Source organism: Winogradskyella poriferorum (genome assembly GCF_050618035.1).
Taxonomy (GTDB): Bacteria; Bacteroidota; Bacteroidia; order Flavobacteriales; family Flavobacteriaceae; genus Winogradskyella; species Winogradskyella poriferorum_A.
The window spans coordinates 1-15,045 of the sequence record NZ_JBODPY010000001.1 but is presented as its reverse complement, the minus strand read 5'-3'; the positions used below and the strand labels follow the sequence as shown (position 1 = coordinate 15,045).

Genomic DNA, 15,045 nt, shown 5'->3' with positions numbered 1-15,045 from the left:
ATCAAAGCTACTTACTTTTTTAATCTCCTCAAAATTAATTAGACGTAATGCATTCTATTTAACAGTATTTCAAAACTTGAATACATATATATGGACTAATAATTTTTCAAAAAAAGAAATATAAGTACTTTTGTCAGTTACTTAGCAAAAACAATACCAAAACATGGAAATCCCATCGAAATATAACGCATTGTCAGTAGAAAAGAAATGGTATGACTACTGGATGGATAATGAGTTTTTTCATTCCAAACCAGATGACAGAGAACCATATACTATTGTTATTCCGCCACCAAATGTGACAGGAATATTACATATGGGACATATGCTAAATAATACGATTCAAGATGTATTGATAAGACGTGCGAGATTATTAGGTAAAAACGCGTGTTGGGTACCTGGGACAGACCATGCTTCGATAGCAACTGAGGCTAAGGTGGTTGCAAAATTAAAAGAAGATGGTATTGATAAAAATGATCTTACGAGAGATGAATTTTTAAAACATGCTTGGGATTGGACGCATGAGTATGGAGGAGTTATTCTAGAGCAGTTAAAAAAATTAGGATGTTCTTGCGATTGGCGACGCACTAAATTTACTATGGATGAGGATATGTCAGAAGCAGTAATAAGTGTGTTTATTGACCTTTATAACAAAGGCCTAATTTATCGTGGATATAGAATGGTAAATTGGGATCCAGAAGCAAAAACTACTTTATCTGACGAAGAAGTTGAATATGTTGAAAAACAAGGACTTCTTTATTATTTACAATACAAAATTGAAGGTAGTGACGAAACGTTAACGATTGCAACTACCAGACCAGAGACCATTTTCGGAGATACCGCGATTTGTATCAATCCTAATGATGAACGTTTTGAGCATTTGAAGGGTAAAAAAGCTATTGTTCCTATTTGTGGTAGAGTTATTCCAATTATAGAAGATGAATACGTTGACATAGAATTTGGAACGGGTTGTCTTAAGGTAACACCAGCTCATGATGAAAATGATAAAGTTCTGGGTGATAAGCATGATTTAGAGGTTATAGACATTTTTAATGAGGATGCATCCCTAAATAGTTTTGGATTGCATTATGAAGGTAAGGACCGATTTGCTGTTAGAATAGCAATAGCAAAGGAGCTCGAAGAAATAGGGCAATTGGTAAAAACTGAAAATTACATTAATAAGGTAGGAACCTCTGAGCGTACAAAAGCTGTAATCGAGCCAAGACTTAGTGATCAGTGGTTTTTAAAAATGACAGATTTAGCTAAACCAGCCTTGGAAGCCGTATTGCAAACTGGAGAAGTAAAGCTTTTTCCAAAGAAATTTGAAAACACATATAGACATTGGATGGAGAATATTCGAGATTGGAATATTTCCCGCCAGTTATATTGGGGACAACAAATTCCGGCCTACTATTATGGTGATGGTAAGAACGATTTTGTGGTAGCTAATAATTTAGATGAAGCCTATTCTCAGATTAATGAAAAAGGGATATCAATTTCAAAAGAAGATATACGTCAAGATAAGGATGCATTAGATACATGGTTTTCTTCTTGGTTGTGGCCAATGAGTGTATTTGATGGTATACGTAATCCTGAAAATGAAGAAATAAAATACTACTACCCAACTAATGATTTGGTAACAGGGCCTGATATTTTATTTTTCTGGGTAGCCAGGATGATTGTTGCTGGATATGAATATAAAAATGAAAGACCTTTTGAAAATGTTTACCTAACTGGTTTAGTTAGGGATAAACAAAGGCGTAAAATGTCTAAGTCATTAGGAAATTCTCCTGATGCATTGAAGCTCATAGAACAATATGGCGCTGATGGTGTTAGAGTTGGACTACTTTTAAGCTCTGCAGCAGGTAATGACCTTTTGTTTGATGAGGAATTATGTGATCAAGGAAAGAAGTTTGCTAATAAAATTTGGAATGCTTTTAGACTTATAAAAGGTTGGGATGTAGACGAAGCGATAGCGCAACCAACCTCGAGTAAAATTGCCTTAGAATGGTTCGAATCTAAATTTCAAAAGACTTTACTAGAGATCGAAGATCATTTTAGTAAGTACAGGTTAAGTGATGCCCTAATGGCAACCTATAAATTAATATGGGATGACTTTTGTGGCTGGACATTAGAAATGATTAAGCCAGCATATCAACAACCAATAGACAAAAAAACTTTAGATGGTGTAATATCCATTTTTGAAGATCTTCTAAAAATTCTTCATCCTTTTATGCCGTTCTTAACCGAAGAGATTTGGCAATATATAGAAGAACGTGAGCCGGAAGAAGCACTGATTATCTCAAGATGGCCTGAAAAAACTGATGTTAATGAGGGTATTATTGCTGAATTTGATTTTGCCGCAGAAGTAATTTCAGGCATTAGAAATATTAGAAAACAAAAGAACATTCCTTTTAAAGAAAAGATCGAATGTCTTTTTATTAATAACGAGCAGAGTAAGGATACCTTTAATGCCGTTATAATCAAACTAGGAAATCTAAGTCAGTTTGATGGTGTCGATAAGGCAGTAGATGGCGCCTTAACATTTAGAGCAAAGTCCAATGAGTATTTTATTCCTATGGCAGGCAGTATCGACGTGGAAGCTGAGCTTAAAAAACTTACGGAAGAGTTGTCTTATACTGAAGGATTTTTAAAATCTGTTCAGAAGAAACTTTCAAATGAGCGTTTTGTTAATAATGCACCTGAACAGGTTGTGGCATCAGAACGTAAAAAGGAAGCCGACGCAAAAGCTAAGATTGAAACTATAAAAACTAGCCTTTCGAGTTTGAGCAACTAAATCTAAAGCATGGTAATTATTGTATTGGGAGTGAGTGGTTCAGGAAAGTCTACTATAGCGAGTGGCTTATCGGAAGAACTTGGTATTCCTTATTATGATGCAGATGATTTTCACCCTCAAGAGAATATTTTAAAAATGTCAAATGGTAAAAGCCTTAATGATCAAGACCGTTTACCTTGGTTAAAGATTCTAGCAAAAAATATTGGTGATTGGTCAAAGGGTAAAGGTGGAGTTTTAGCATGTTCGGCCTTAAAAGAAAACTATAGAGCAATTTTAAGTTCTGAAAGTTCATCTAAAATAAACTGGGTATATTTAGCAGGAACTAAGGAGGTCATTAAAGCGAGAATGGATAATAGAAAAGGACACTATATGTCTTCTAAATTATTAAACTCTCAATTTGCAGATTTAGAGGTTCCAGAATATGGTATACATGTAGATATCTCTCAAACTCCTGATATGTTGATAAAAGAAATTATTACAAAATTATAAATATGGCAAAGTCGGTATTTGGTGTTATTGGTTTAGGTGTTATGGGAAGTAACCTAAGTCATAATATTATAAAAAACGGCTTTTCACTTTCTGTATATAATCGTGCTGTAGAAGGTGAAGCTCATTTAGTCACCGATTTCTTAAATGAAGATAAAACAGAAGATAGTGTTTTTGGTACAACCCAACTAGAAGAGTTTGTTGCTTCATTAGAGCGTCCTAGAAAGATATTTATAATGATTAAAGCTGGAAGTGCTATAGATTATCTAATAGACCAACTATTGCCACTACTTTCAGAAAATGATATTGTAATCGATGGTGGAAATTCTTACTATGAGGATACCAATAGACGAAAGACATATCTTGAGAAAAAAGGCATAAGCTATATTGGATGTGGTGTTTCAGGTGGTGCTTTAGGTGCATTAAATGGTCCATCTTTAATGGTTGGAGGAACTCATGGAGCTTATAATGAAGTAAAAGTAATTCTTGAGAGTATTGCGGCCAAGGATAAAGACAATGAGCCTTGCTGTGCGTTGCTAGGACCTGAAGGTTCGGGTCATTTCATTAAAATGATTCATAATGGAATCGAATATGTCGAAATGCAACTTCTGGCCGAATTGTATGCATTATTGTCAACACAATACTCTAATAATCAGATAGCTTCAATTTTTTCCGAATGGAATGAGAGTGAATTAAACAGTTACCTATTAGATATAACGGCTCAAATTCTTACCAAAAAGGAGAATGGTACATATATTATTGATTCCATTCTTGATAAAGCAGGGAATAAGGGTACTGGGTCATGGTCCTCAAAAGTGGCTTTTGATTTAGGATCGGTTAATACGATGATGGCGTCTGCCGTTTTTGCAAGATATATTTCTTCGTTTAAAACACAACGTGAAATTCTATCAGAACAAATTTCGACTAAGAGAGAAGTTGAGGAACTAAATCTGGAAACATTAAAATCGGCCTATAAATTTGCACGCATAATAAACCATTATCAAGGATTTGAAATATTGAGACAAGCTTCTAAAGCTTATAATTGGAGCTTGAATTTATCAGAGATTGCTAGAGTTTGGACCAATGGCTGTATCATTAGATCGGTATTTATGGAACAATCTATAGATTTATTAAATGATGGACAAAGTTATTTGGATCACAAATCAGTGATAAACTTGCTTCATAAATTTGAAGTAGATATTAAAGATATTTTGGGCACAGGATTAAAGGTAAGGATAAGTTTAAGCGCTTTTCATTCTGCTTATGATTACTGGATTGCTATGACTACTAAAAGACTTCCTGCAAATTTAATTCAAGCGCAACGCGATTATTTTGGAGCGCATACTTACCAGAAAATAGGTCATAGTTACGACGAGTTTTTTCATACTAACTGGGAAACGATATGATAGATTATTCTTTGCTTGGTGCTGTTTTAGTCGGTGTTATTTTACTACTGGTACTGATTCTTAGATTTAAAATTCAGGCATTTATTGCATTACTAATAGCTAGTATTACTGTGGGTGTTTTATCTGGTATGGACCCACTTTCGATTATTAAAACCGTTCAAGAAGGAATGGGTAATACACTTGGATTTGTGGCTGTAGTTGTAGGTTTAGGTGCCATTTTTGGAGCAATTCTCGAAAATTCTGGTGGAGCAGAAGCATTGGCAACATTTCTTTTATCAAAATTTGGAGAAAAGAATGCCTCTTGGGCACTTATGCTTTCGGGTTTTATAATTGCTATTCCAGTTTTTTTTGATGTCGCTTTCATTATTTTGGTTCCTATGATTTATGCTTTGCAACGCAAAACGGGCAAGTCACTTTTATTATATGGTATTCCATTATTAGCAGGATTGGCCATTACACATAGTTTTATACCACCAACTCCTGGTCCAATTGCAGTTGCAGACATTATTAAAGCAGATTTGGGTTGGGTCATACTTTTTGGTGTCATAGTTGGTTTTCCTACTGCCATTTTCTGCGGCCCATTATTCGCTAAATATATTTCTAAACGTATTAATGTTGTAGCTCCAGAGCTTGAGGTTTTTGAAAAAAATAAGAAGGAGCTTCCACCAGTAGGATCCATCATTGCTATTATTGCCATTCCTATTTTACTAATTGTTTTAAATACAATACTTAATAGTCCATTAGTGGGTAAAGAAAGGGTTTCGGAGGACATTCTTAGTTGGATTGGTATGATAGGTCATCCCTTTTCGGCTCTGATTATTGCCAATATTATTGCATGGTATTTATTAGGCATTAAAAAGGGTTTTACTAAGAATCAATTATTAGATATTTCTTCTAAATCTTTAGGACCAGCAGGCATTATTATTTTAATTACCGGCGCAGGAGGTGTTTTTAAACAGGTCTTAGTCAATACAGGAACAGGTACAATGCTAGCAGATTATTTTGCTGATAAGGGCATAAGTATAATCGTGTTTGCGTTTATTGCAGCTGCAATTATTAGAATTCTTCAAGGGTCAGCCACTGTTGCAATGATTACAGCTGCTGGTTTAACTGCTCCCTTATTATTAAATGATGTTTCAGAACCTAAAAAGGCACTTCTGGTCATTTCAATCGCAGCTGGAGCAAGCATTATGTCACATGTTAATGATAGTGGTTTTTGGCTTGTTGGAAAATATCTAGGTCTAAATGAAAAGCAGACTTTTCAGAGTTGGTCGATGATGACAACAATATTAGCTATAACTGGTTTTACTTGTGCTTTAATTCTATCTGCTTTTATAACATAAGGCATTTTCTTTTTCTACTTCTTAATTAGGATTAGTTAAAGTTTCTTAAAAAATCTCACTACGCTTAAAGTTTCAATCTTCATTTTTCTGAGAATTGTCCGAATACGAAATCGTTTTCAATAACTATTATTTATAATTATTATAAAAAACATATATAATAGTATATGCGAATTATTAATCATCTTTGTCCAGAAATTAATCGATAAACACAATGATAAAAGTTTCTTTAGCAAAAGGTGATGGTATAGGTCCTGAGATTATGGACGCCACATTAAATATTCTTCAAGCAGCAGGAGCAGACCTTACTTTTGAGGAAATTGAGGTAGGTGAAAAGGTGTATTTATCAGGAAATTCTACTGGAATATCTGATGAAGCTTGGGAATCTATAAGAAAAAATAAAGTGCTTTTAAAAGCACCAATAACAACACCTCAGGGTGGAGGCTACAAAAGCCTTAATGTAACCATGAGAAAAACCCTAGGTCTTTATTCGAATGTAAGACCATGTCGTAGTTTACATCCTTTTGTTGCAACAAAACATCCAGATATGGATGTAGTCATCATTAGAGAAAACGAGGAGGATCTTTATGCTGGTATTGAACATCAACAAACAGATGAGGTTGTTCAGTGTCTTAAATTAATCAGTCGACCAGGTTGTGAAAAAATTGTAACCTATGCATTTGAGTATGCCAAAAAATATGGTCGCAAAAAAGTAACATGTTTCACAAAAGATAATATTATGAAACAGACTGATGGCTTGTTCCATCAGGTTTTTGATGAGGTAGCAGCTAAATACCCAGATATCATCAACGAGCATTGGATTGTTGATATAGGTGCAGCACTTCTTGCAGACTCACCAGAAGATTTTGATATCATTGTAATGCCGAATTTATATGGTGATGTGATGTCAGATATTGCAGCGCAAATTACAGGTTCAGTTGGGCTTGCAGGTTCGGCTAATATTGGTCAAGAATGTGCAATGTTTGAAGCAATTCATGGTTCAGCACCAGATATCGCAGGTAAAAATGTAGCCAATCCATCTGGGCTGATAAATGGAGCTGTTATGATGCTGAATCATATTGGTCAAAATGATGTTGCTGAAAAAATTCAGAATGCATGGTTGCGTACAATCGAAGATGGTGTGCATACAAATGATATTTATGATCCTATCATGAGCACTAGACGTGTCGGTACAAAAGAATTTGCTGAGGCGGTAATTGCTAATCTTGGTAATAAACCAAAACAACTTCCAGAAGTACATTTTGAAGATAATACACCATTAGTGCTTCCAAAGTATCAAAGAAGACCTTCAAGAGATAAAAAAGTAGTGGGTGTAGATTTGTTTGTGGATTGGCATGGAACAGATGCAAATGAACTTGCAAAGAAATTAGAAAAATTAAATAATGATGAATTAGAGTTGTCTCTAATCACAAATAGAGGTATAAAGGTTTGGCCTAATGGGTTTAATGAAACGTTTTGTACCGACCATTGGAGATGCAGATACGCATCTAAAGAAGGGAGAGAATTGTCAAAAAGAAAAATTGTAGAAGTATTACAAGCGGCTATAGAGCACGATATAGATGCTATTAAGACTGAAAACTTATACACTTTTGATGGAGTCCGTGGCTATTCGCTAGGACAAGGTCAATAGATTAAGTAATTATTTACATCCCAAGCCTTTAAATAAATTTAGAGAGTTAGTATTTGGAAATTCTTGTGATGTAAATAAATTATAAAGACGCCATGACACTTGTAGATTCAGGATTGGTAAATTTTTTCATAGGTTGTTACATACTAATTATCTTGTTTCTGTGTATCGTTGTGCTTAGATCACAGAATAGTTTTAGAGATAAAGTAATTTGGTTAGTATTATTACTGTTTCTGCCTGTGCTTGGTGTCTTTTTTTACATAATGTCAATAACATTTAAGATTAAGGTTTAGATATATTGATTAATAGCAGTGATGATGTATCTAGTAGTAAGACTGTCTAATTGAAGGCAGTCTTTTCTTTTACCATTCGTTTATTTTATTGCTATCGAGTTTGATAAAAATAAAAAGTAAGATGGTGAATCCCCAAAGACCTGAACCGCCATAACTGAAAAATGGTAATGGAATACCAACTGTTGGGATTAATCCCATTACCATACCTGTATTAATGGTAAAATGGACAAAAAGAATAGAAGCCACACCATATCCATAAACACGACTAAATTGTGACTTTTGGGATTCAGCTAGGTAAAGAATCCTTACGATGAGTGTGACAAACAAAATCACTACAAAGCTACTTCCTAAAAATCCCCATTCTTCGCCAACTGTACTAAAAATATAGTCCGTGTGCTGTTCTGGTACAAATTTACCGGTTGTTCTGGTGCCCTTTAAAAATCCCTTACCGTAGAAATGCCCCGAACTAATTGCTTGCTCAGATTGAATAAGGTTGTAAGCCTCGGCCTTTTTCATTCTTTCGAGTTTAATTGGATCCTTTTCTAGTCGCAACCAAAGGCTTATTCTGTTTTGTTGATGTGGTTTTAAGGCATGTTCATAAAAGAGCTTGACACCATAGGCAAAACCAATACTAATACCTAAAACAAGGATATATTGTATGAGTGAGGCACGCTTTTTCTTTCGCATAAAATAACGTGTCCCTAAAACTATTGCAGAAACGATAGCCGTAACCACAATACCATACTTTAAGACGAGAACCGAAAGAACAATCAATGCTAAGGCAACTGCTAGATATACTTGTTGTAAACCCTCACGGTAAAAGACAAAAAAGAAGGCTAAATAAACAATAGTACTACCTGCATCATTCTGGAGTAGAATTAACAAAGCTGGTGTAAATATTATCGCTGCAACTCTAATTTGGTCTTTAAGAGTTTTCATATTGGTTTGCAGATCACTTATATATTTTGCAACTGCAAGAGCAGTGGCAAATTTTGCAAACTCACTTGGTTGAATAGTCATACTGCCTATGCCATACCACGATCTAGCGCCATTAACATCTTTACCAAAAACAAAAAGTCCTAAAAGAGAAAGTATGGCAACGATATAAATAAGACTTGCGAACCGTTCATAAAATTTAGCCTCAAAAGAGAGAATTAAAACAATAAGAATTAAGCTTAGGCCAATGAAAACAGTTTGTTTTCCATATGGTTGGCTCATGTCAAAGTAGTTGGTAATTTCACCAATATGCGAAGCTGATAAGATGTTTACATAGCCAAAACCAACAAGAAGAATAAAGAGGATAATGGTTATCCAATCAAATTTAAATCGCCTTTGGTTTTCTCTTAACATATGCTACTTGCTGGAGATGTTGGCTTTAATATTCAATAATTCTTGATATTCCTCTGGTGAAACAGTTTCTAAAGTAGTTTGTCTGTTAATGCCAAAGGGTTCTTCTGAAAATGGCTTGGCATATTCATGTTCAAGTGTATGGCTCAAAACAAATGTTTCTAAATCAGTTCTTGTAATACTGCCATTAATGTATTTTTCAATCATTAAACTGGCCATTTTACCAGCAAATCTACTCCCAAAATACCCGTTTTCTACGAAAACTGCGATAGCAATTTTTGGATTGTCTTTTGGTGCAAAAGCAACAAAGATAGAATGGTCGGTCAATTGCGTTTTCTCCCCATTAATAATGGCAAAGTTTTCAGCTGTTCCTGTTTTACCGCATATTTCTATACCAGGTACCTGTACATATTTTGCCGTTCCTTTATTATAAACATCAAACATGCCTTGTATTACGGGTTCAAAATGTTCCTTGTCTATAGTGGTGTACTTTGGTGTAGTAAATTTTTTTGGGATAGTTTGGTTTTCAATTTCTTTAATAATATGAGGTGTATAGTAATACCCTCGGTTACCTATAGCTGCAGCCATATTAGCTAATTGAATAGGTGTTGCTAATACTTCACCTTGACCAATTGCATTAGATATTGTAAATGTGGTATACCATCGGTTTTTTCCATAACCTCTGTCATAAGTTGCTGCAGATGGAACTTTACCAGGTTGACCAACCGACAAGTCATTATTTAAATAATTTCCTAAACCAAAGCTCTTTATATGTTCGCTCCATTTATCCATACCTTCAGAGGGACTATCATACTTGTCAATAATCTTTCTGTAAACATTTGCAAAATAGGCATTACAAGACTCATAAATACCAAGATTCATATCTGCTGGACTACGATGTACATGACAACCCATTTTTCTGTTTCCGTATCTATAACCTAATGAGCAACTAAATTTATCGCTTGTAGTCACAACACCTTCTTGAAGAGCGATTAGAGCATTTAAGGTTTTAAAGGGTGAGCCTGGAGGATACATCGCTTGTAGACTTCGATCAAATAATGGTTTTGCTATACTGTCTCTATATAGCTTATTGAAATTTTTGGAACGGTCTCTTCCTACGAGTAAATTTGGGTTGTAGGAAGGGCCAGATACCATAGTTAAAATTTCACCAGAACTAGGTTCAATTGCAATAATACCACCTCGTTTATTCTTCATCAGTAACTCGCCATAAGCCTGTAATTTGGAGTCTATGGTAATTTTAATATCCTTGCCTGGAACTGGTAAGGTGTCTAGTTTTCCTTCTTGGAATGGTCCAATATCTTTATTAAACCGATCTTTTTGAATGAACTTAATGCCTTTAACACCTCTCAGAGTTTTCTCATAGGTCTTTTCGATACCTTGTTTTCCAATAAGGTCTCCCATATTGTAATAAGGTTGTTTAGAAATTATACTACGATTTACCTCTCCAATGTCACCAAGAACATTTGCGCCAATATCGGTCTGATATAACCTCAATGAACGTTTTTGTATGTAAAAGCCTTCGTATTTCCTCATTTTTTCTTGAAGGACAGCATAGTCTAATTTGGAGAGCTGCGGAACAAAAGGTGAAGGTAAACGAGGTGAGTAACGGTTTGCCCTTTCAAGCTTTTTATCATAGTCCGTTCTAGTGATTTTTAATAGGTCACAAAATTCATCAATCTCACTTGAATCCATAGGTTCAACTTCCCTTGGAATTACCATGACATCGTAGGAAGGTTGATTAGCGACTAACAGTTCACCATTTCTATCATATACATAGCCACGTTTTGGGTAATTATAAACCTTTCTAATTGCGGAGTCTTCAAATACATCATACTCATAGCCACCATAGACCTGTAAATAAAACAAGCGTGCAATAAAAACAAGACCAACTAAAATAGCAGTAGTAAGTAAGAGGAGTTTTCTCATTTTTTATTCCTACTAAATAAAACGATTATTAAGATGCTTACAATAACTGTAAAGATACTTGAGAATAACGTCTTTTTTAAAATTAAAAGTATGTTCCCTATGTTAAAAACTTCAAGTGTAAAAAGAATAAAATGATGTATTAAAGTACCAAGTGCTACATAGCCAATTAAACTCCCAAGGGCTGTGTTACTGAATTTTACACTCTGATGTTCATATAACATTCCAAAGGATACCTTTAGTAATAAAGGTCTTACATATGCTAAACTAACTGATGCGGCAGCATGTACACCACCAGAGTCTGAAAACATATCAACCATCATACCTAATAAAAAACTAACCGTTAGAAGGATGAGTCTACTATCTCGGATTGGGAATAAGAAAATGAAAATGATATAAATGTACGGATTGATAAATCCGAAAAAGTTGATATTGTTGCAGATGACAACTTGTACAAGTAGTAATGCAAAAAATCTTAAGGTCAATATACCAGCAAAACTAGTCATTTACAGTATTTTCAAGGGTTTTAATTTCATCCTTATCAAGATTCTCAATAATATAAACAGTACCAAGATTGGTCATGTCGTTAAAGAGTTTTACTTCAATATTATAAGTATCGCCACTAATATCTGTTTCGAATTTCTCTACTATACCAATTCCAATGCCTTTCGGAAAAATTGCAGACTGTCCACCAGTCTCAATGGTATCACCTAATTTTACAGGAGCAAATTTTGAAACATCAACAAGTTGTGCAATATGTGGTGACAAACCATTCCATTCTAGCGTACCCAAGTGGTTGGTGGCTTTTATTTTTGCGTTAATTCTACTATTAGTATTGAGTATTGACAAGACGGTTGCATAACTATTAGATGTATTGTCTATAATACCAATAATTCCCTTTGAGGATATAACTCCAAAATCTTGCTTAATACTATCATTTCTCCCTTTATTAATGGTAAGATAATTATCCGTTAAGGCATAACTATTCTTATACACTTCGGCAGTTATAACTTTATAATGTCCTTCTGCAAAAGAGGAATCGACATAAATCGAATCTTTGTTTTTTTGTGCATTAAAGAGCAAATTTCTGAGTTGTTTATTTTCTTCAGCAAGTATCTCATTTTGCTCTTTTAAATTGAAATATTTACCAATTGAATTAAAGGTGCCGTATACACCACCGGACAGGCTATTTGCCGAATTTATAAATTTACTTCTGTGATAAGAATGTGATTGAATCGTTAAGGTAAGTGAAATACCAAATAGCAACAAGAACAATAGAAACGTTTTGTTTCGTATTATAAAATTGATGATTTGTTGCATTATTTACCTCTTATTTAATCAATACGCTTTTGTATTTAGGTAAGTTTTTAAGTACAATACCTGTACCTCGAACAACAGCTCGTAATGGATCTTCAGCAATATAGACTGGTAGATCTGTTTTTTGAGATAATCGTTTGTCAAGTCCGCGAAGCATAGACCCTCCACCAGCAAGATAAATACCAGTATTATAGATATCAGCTGCTAATTCAGGTGGTGTCTGTGATAAGGTCTCCATAACAGAATCTTCAATTCTTAAAATTGATTTATCAAGTGCTTTGGCAATTTCTCTGTATGATATTTGAACCTGCTTTGGTTTACCGGTTAACAAGTCTCTACCTTGAACACTCATATCTTCTGGTGGCAACTCTAAATCTTCAGTTGCAGCACCAATTTGGATTTTTATTTTTTCAGCAGTACGATCACCAACATATAAATTATGTTGAGTACGCATGTAATAGATAATATCGTTGGTAAAAACGTCACCAGCAACTTTTACAGATTTATCACAAACGATACCACCCAATGCAATTACTGCAATCTCCGTTGTACCACCACCTATATCTACAATCATGTTACCCTTAGGTTGCATAATATCCACACCAATACCAATTGCAGCAGCCATAGGTTCATGAATAAGATAAACTTCTTTACCATTAACTCTTTCACAAGATTCTTTTACTGCACGCATTTCAACCTCAGTAATCCCAGACGGTATACAAACCACCATACGAAGTGCTGGACTGAAGAATTTCTTTTTTAGTGCTGGTATATTTTTAATAAACAAACTGATCATTTGTTCAGAAGCGTCAAAATCTGCAATTACACCATCCTTAAGAGGACGAATGGTTTTAATATTTTCATGGGTTTTCCCTTGCATCATATTGGCCTCTTTACCTACAGCGATAATTTTTCCGCTGATTCTGTCTCTTGCAACAATTGAAGGGCTATCAACAACTACTTTGTCGTTATGAATAATAAGGGTGTTTGCAGTACCTAAATCTATAGCAATTTCTTCTGTTAGGAAATCAAAAAATCCCATGTGCTAGTATGTTATGTTATTTGGGTTATGTATTAGTATGTAAATGTAATAAATACTAAATAATAATCACCAGTTAAATTGAGAATCTTACAAGGATAAATGACTTCAGAAGAAATAGACTAAAGTGACATAAAATTTAGAGTGTATTTTTCAAATTTTTAATGATAGTAATATAATTTTTGAGGTTATGTTAGATAGCTAACATTTTATACTAAATGCTCAAATTAATTTTAGAAAATTAAAAAAGCAATTATAAAATGAAACAAAAATTACAATTTCAAAAGATGATGAGACAGCTTCTTGTTTTGTCATTATCTATTGTGGGAACCTTATCAAGTTTTGCTCAAGGTGTTACTTTTACAAGTGTCGATCCTGCAACAGATTTGCTAACGATGACCAATACTGGAGCGTCTTTTCAAGACGTCTCTAATTACTGGCTTTGTTTAGGACCAGGTACTTACGTTAGGGTAGGTACAGTTACTCCAACAGAAGGAGATTTTATGCTATCGCCAGACGAATCTGTGTCCTTGGTGTACAATGTTACAGAGGCTCAAGACGGGTTAAGTTTGTTTAGTACCAACTCATTTGGTTCTTCTGATCCTGCAATTTTAGTGTCTTATGTACAATGGGGTGCTGCCAATCAGGCTAGGGTAGGACAGGCAGTAACTGCTGGCCGTTGGGATGATGCTAACAATTTTGTTACAGGAAACGGACCCTACACCACTACTAGTGGTGAATCCGCAGCGGCTTGGGCATCTTGTGATGCTGAAGGTGGAGCCATCCAAATTGCAGGCACAACAGATACGACAGCAGAGATCTGTGTCGGTGAAGGTACAGAGGATCTTATAGAAGTAGAGTTTGTGGATATGAGTGTACTTTCAGGAGACAGTTCGACATGGGTGATTACAGACCAAGCAACAGGTGATATCTTAGGCGCACCAGCCATGCAACCAGCAGGAGGATTCAGTTTAGAAGGTGCTCCAACTGGAATATGCGACATATGGTATTTAAGATATACAGGAGATATTGGATTAGGAACAGCAACAAATGTTGCAGACTTATCAGGATGTTTTGATTTATCGAACCCAATCTCAGTATCAAGAAATGCAGTAAATGGTGGTGCCATTCAGATTGTAGGCACAACAGATACCACAGCAGAGATCTGTGTAGGTGAAGGGACTGATGATCTTATTGAAGTAGAGTTTGTAGACATGAGTGTACTTTCAGGAGACAGTTCAACATGGGTGATTACAGACCAAGCAACAGGTGATATCTTAGGCGCACCAGCCATGCAACCAGCAGGAGGATTCAGCTTAGAAGGCGCTCCAACGGGAATATGTGATATATGGTATTTAAGATATACAGGAGATATTGGATTAGGAACAGCAACAAACGTTGCAGACCTATCAGGATGTTTTGATTTATCGA

Annotated in this window: 11 protein-coding genes and 1 pseudogene; 7 read left to right on the top strand and 5 right to left on the bottom strand. The window is 35.0% G+C overall.

From position 1 onward, the window contains the following. Positions 1–163: 163 nt before the first annotated feature. From ACRHOC_RS00060 to ACRHOC_RS00035, 6 genes are all read left to right on the top strand, one after another. Positions 164–2,794, top strand: coding sequence for a valine--tRNA ligase (locus tag ACRHOC_RS00060; RefSeq protein WP_431156444.1), 2,631 nt, complete (start codon positions 164–166; stop codon positions 2,792–2,794). 9 nt (positions 2,795–2,803) lie between these two features. Beyond that, complete coding sequence (locus ACRHOC_RS00055) at positions 2,804–3,283, top strand: gluconokinase (RefSeq protein WP_431156443.1); 480 nt, start codon at positions 2,804–2,806, stop codon at positions 3,281–3,283. A 2-nt stretch (positions 3,284–3,285) separates the two neighbouring features. Next, positions 3,286–4,686 (top strand): NADP-dependent phosphogluconate dehydrogenase, encoded by a 1,401-nt coding sequence (gene gndA, locus ACRHOC_RS00050; RefSeq protein WP_431156442.1) that lies wholly within the window; start codon positions 3,286–3,288, stop codon positions 4,684–4,686. Next, positions 4,683–6,029, top strand: a complete 1,347-nt coding sequence (locus ACRHOC_RS00045; RefSeq protein ID WP_431156441.1) for a GntP family permease — start codon at positions 4,683–4,685, stop codon at positions 6,027–6,029. Before gndA ends, ACRHOC_RS00045 begins: the two co-directional genes overlap by 4 nt. Positions 6,030–6,240: 211 nt before the next feature. Further along, positions 6,241–7,677, top strand: coding sequence for an NADP-dependent isocitrate dehydrogenase (locus tag ACRHOC_RS00040; protein WP_431156440.1), 1,437 nt, complete (start codon positions 6,241–6,243; stop codon positions 7,675–7,677). A 92-nt stretch (positions 7,678–7,769) separates the two neighbouring features. Then, positions 7,770–7,967 carry a PLDc N-terminal domain-containing protein gene (locus ACRHOC_RS00035; protein WP_431156439.1) on the top strand — a complete coding sequence of 66 codons (198 nt, stop codon included), beginning with the start codon at positions 7,770–7,772 and terminating at the stop codon, positions 7,965–7,967. Between the two features lie 69 nt (positions 7,968–8,036). Here ACRHOC_RS00035 and rodA read toward each other — a convergent pair whose 3' ends face one another. From rodA to ACRHOC_RS00010, 5 genes are read right to left on the bottom strand one after another with little or no spacing between them, the layout of a single operon-like run. Further along, entirely contained in the window at positions 8,037–9,317 is a 1,281-nt protein-coding gene (rodA, locus tag ACRHOC_RS00030) for a rod shape-determining protein RodA (protein ID WP_431156438.1), read from the bottom strand. A gap of 3 nt (positions 9,318–9,320) precedes the next feature. Next, the gene (gene mrdA / locus ACRHOC_RS00025; protein ID WP_431156437.1) at positions 9,321–11,261 is read right to left on the bottom strand and encodes a penicillin-binding protein 2; all 1,941 of its coding nucleotides are present in this window, start codon (positions 11,259–11,261) and stop codon (positions 9,321–9,323) included. Beyond that, positions 11,258–11,764 (bottom strand): rod shape-determining protein MreD, encoded by a 507-nt coding sequence (locus ACRHOC_RS00020; protein ID WP_431156436.1) that lies wholly within the window; start codon positions 11,762–11,764, stop codon positions 11,258–11,260. The genes mrdA and ACRHOC_RS00020 overlap by 4 nt, the downstream gene beginning before the upstream one ends. Continuing rightward, positions 11,757–12,578: a rod shape-determining protein MreC gene (gene mreC, locus ACRHOC_RS00015; protein ID WP_431156435.1), complete on the bottom strand. Its 822-nt coding sequence runs from the start codon at positions 12,576–12,578 to the stop codon at positions 11,757–11,759. Before mreC ends, ACRHOC_RS00020 begins: the two co-directional genes overlap by 8 nt. A 10-nt stretch (positions 12,579–12,588) precedes the next feature. Then, complete coding sequence (locus ACRHOC_RS00010; RefSeq protein ID WP_431156434.1) at positions 12,589–13,617, bottom strand: rod shape-determining protein; 1,029 nt, start codon at positions 13,615–13,617, stop codon at positions 12,589–12,591. Between the two features lie 257 nt (positions 13,618–13,874). Here ACRHOC_RS00010 and ACRHOC_RS00005 point away from each other — a divergent pair. Then, positions 13,875–15,045, top strand: a pseudogene (locus ACRHOC_RS00005) (hypothetical protein); the annotation flags it as partial.

Excerpts from the sequence above, each read along its gene's own strand:
- ACRHOC_RS00035 (WP_431156439.1), top strand. The coding sequence starts at position 7,770 with ATGACACTTGTAGATTCAGGATTGGTAAATTTTTTCATAGGTTGTTAC.
- mreC (WP_431156435.1), bottom strand. The coding sequence starts at position 12,578 with ATGCAACAAATCATCAATTTTATAATACGAAACAAAACGTTTCTATTG.
- ACRHOC_RS00020 (WP_431156436.1), bottom strand. The coding sequence starts at position 11,764 with ATGACTAGTTTTGCTGGTATATTGACCTTAAGATTTTTTGCATTACTA.
- ACRHOC_RS00010 (WP_431156434.1), bottom strand. The coding sequence starts at position 13,617 with ATGGGATTTTTTGATTTCCTAACAGAAGAAATTGCTATAGATTTAGGT.
- rodA (WP_431156438.1), bottom strand. The coding sequence starts at position 9,317 with ATGTTAAGAGAAAACCAAAGGCGATTTAAATTTGATTGGATAACCATT.
- ACRHOC_RS00055 (WP_431156443.1), top strand. The coding sequence starts at position 2,804 with ATGGTAATTATTGTATTGGGAGTGAGTGGTTCAGGAAAGTCTACTATA.
- gndA (WP_431156442.1), top strand. The coding sequence starts at position 3,286 with ATGGCAAAGTCGGTATTTGGTGTTATTGGTTTAGGTGTTATGGGAAGT.
- mrdA (WP_431156437.1), bottom strand. The coding sequence starts at position 11,261 with ATGAGAAAACTCCTCTTACTTACTACTGCTATTTTAGTTGGTCTTGTT.
- ACRHOC_RS00060 (WP_431156444.1), top strand. The coding sequence starts at position 164 with ATGGAAATCCCATCGAAATATAACGCATTGTCAGTAGAAAAGAAATGG.
- ACRHOC_RS00040 (WP_431156440.1), top strand. The coding sequence starts at position 6,241 with ATGATAAAAGTTTCTTTAGCAAAAGGTGATGGTATAGGTCCTGAGATT.
- ACRHOC_RS00045 (WP_431156441.1), top strand. The coding sequence starts at position 4,683 with ATGATAGATTATTCTTTGCTTGGTGCTGTTTTAGTCGGTGTTATTTTA.